Here is a 786-nt window from a genome sequence, read left to right on the forward strand (position 1 = left end):
TGACAGAACTAAACGAACAAGATATTGAATCCTTAGCCAGCAACAAAGTACATGTAATACACTGCCCCGAATCGAACCTTAAACTTGCAAGCGGCTTTTGCCCTAGCGCCCAGCTAATATCAGAAAGCGTTAATGTTGCCCTGGGTACCGATGGTGCGGCCAGTAACAATGACCTCGATATGTTTGGCAATAAGCTGCGCGTTGAACTAGCTTCGGTAAGTGGCTAGCACAGATTAATATTGTTACTCTAAGCGTTTCCTTGGTTAGTTATTAGAGTAAGAGAAGAATTTATGAGCCAGCCTGATAAAGATCTACAGGATGATCCGCTTGATTCGAATAATCGAAAGCAAAAGCGTGTACACGCTCTAATACAATGGTGGCAGCAAGAAAAAGATAAAATTGCGCAAGGAGATGTGCTGAAATTTATGCACGAGAACAAAGAGCGTCTCGAAAAGTCCTTGGCCTCAATTTATCAAAACAACTTTGTATATAGGGTGACTAACCTGTTACTGGCTTTTGTTGCTAGTCTGGCTGGACTGGTTGATCGCCTGAAAGATGCCATTGTTAAGTTGGTTTTGAAGGTTCCTGCTCCAGAAGCGGTAAAGGGCTTGCTATTGTCTATCTTTAACGCCGTGAAGCTGCGAGGTATTGTCGATTTCTTTCGCGCCAAGATGTACTCTTTGAAAAAGGCACCTCATAATATTCGTGCTGTTCAGCTAATGGACGAGGTTGTTGCGCGTGCCAAGCGTGACGGCTTGGATATAAAGAAGCACTTTCCCGACATCG

General features: G+C 43.9%; 2 protein-coding genes. Both read left to right on the top strand.

Annotation, left to right across the window (positions count from 1 at the left end):
- Positions 1 to 227 (top strand): amidohydrolase family protein (locus A3766_RS10115; RefSeq protein ID WP_156508850.1); only part of this gene is annotated, 227 nt, incomplete at its 5' end.
- Between the two features lie 63 nt (positions 228 to 290).
- Positions 291 to 786 (top strand): hypothetical protein (locus tag A3766_RS10120; RefSeq protein ID WP_156508851.1); only part of this gene is annotated, 496 nt, incomplete at its 3' end.

This window comes from Oleiphilus sp. HI0132 (genome assembly GCF_001635845.1).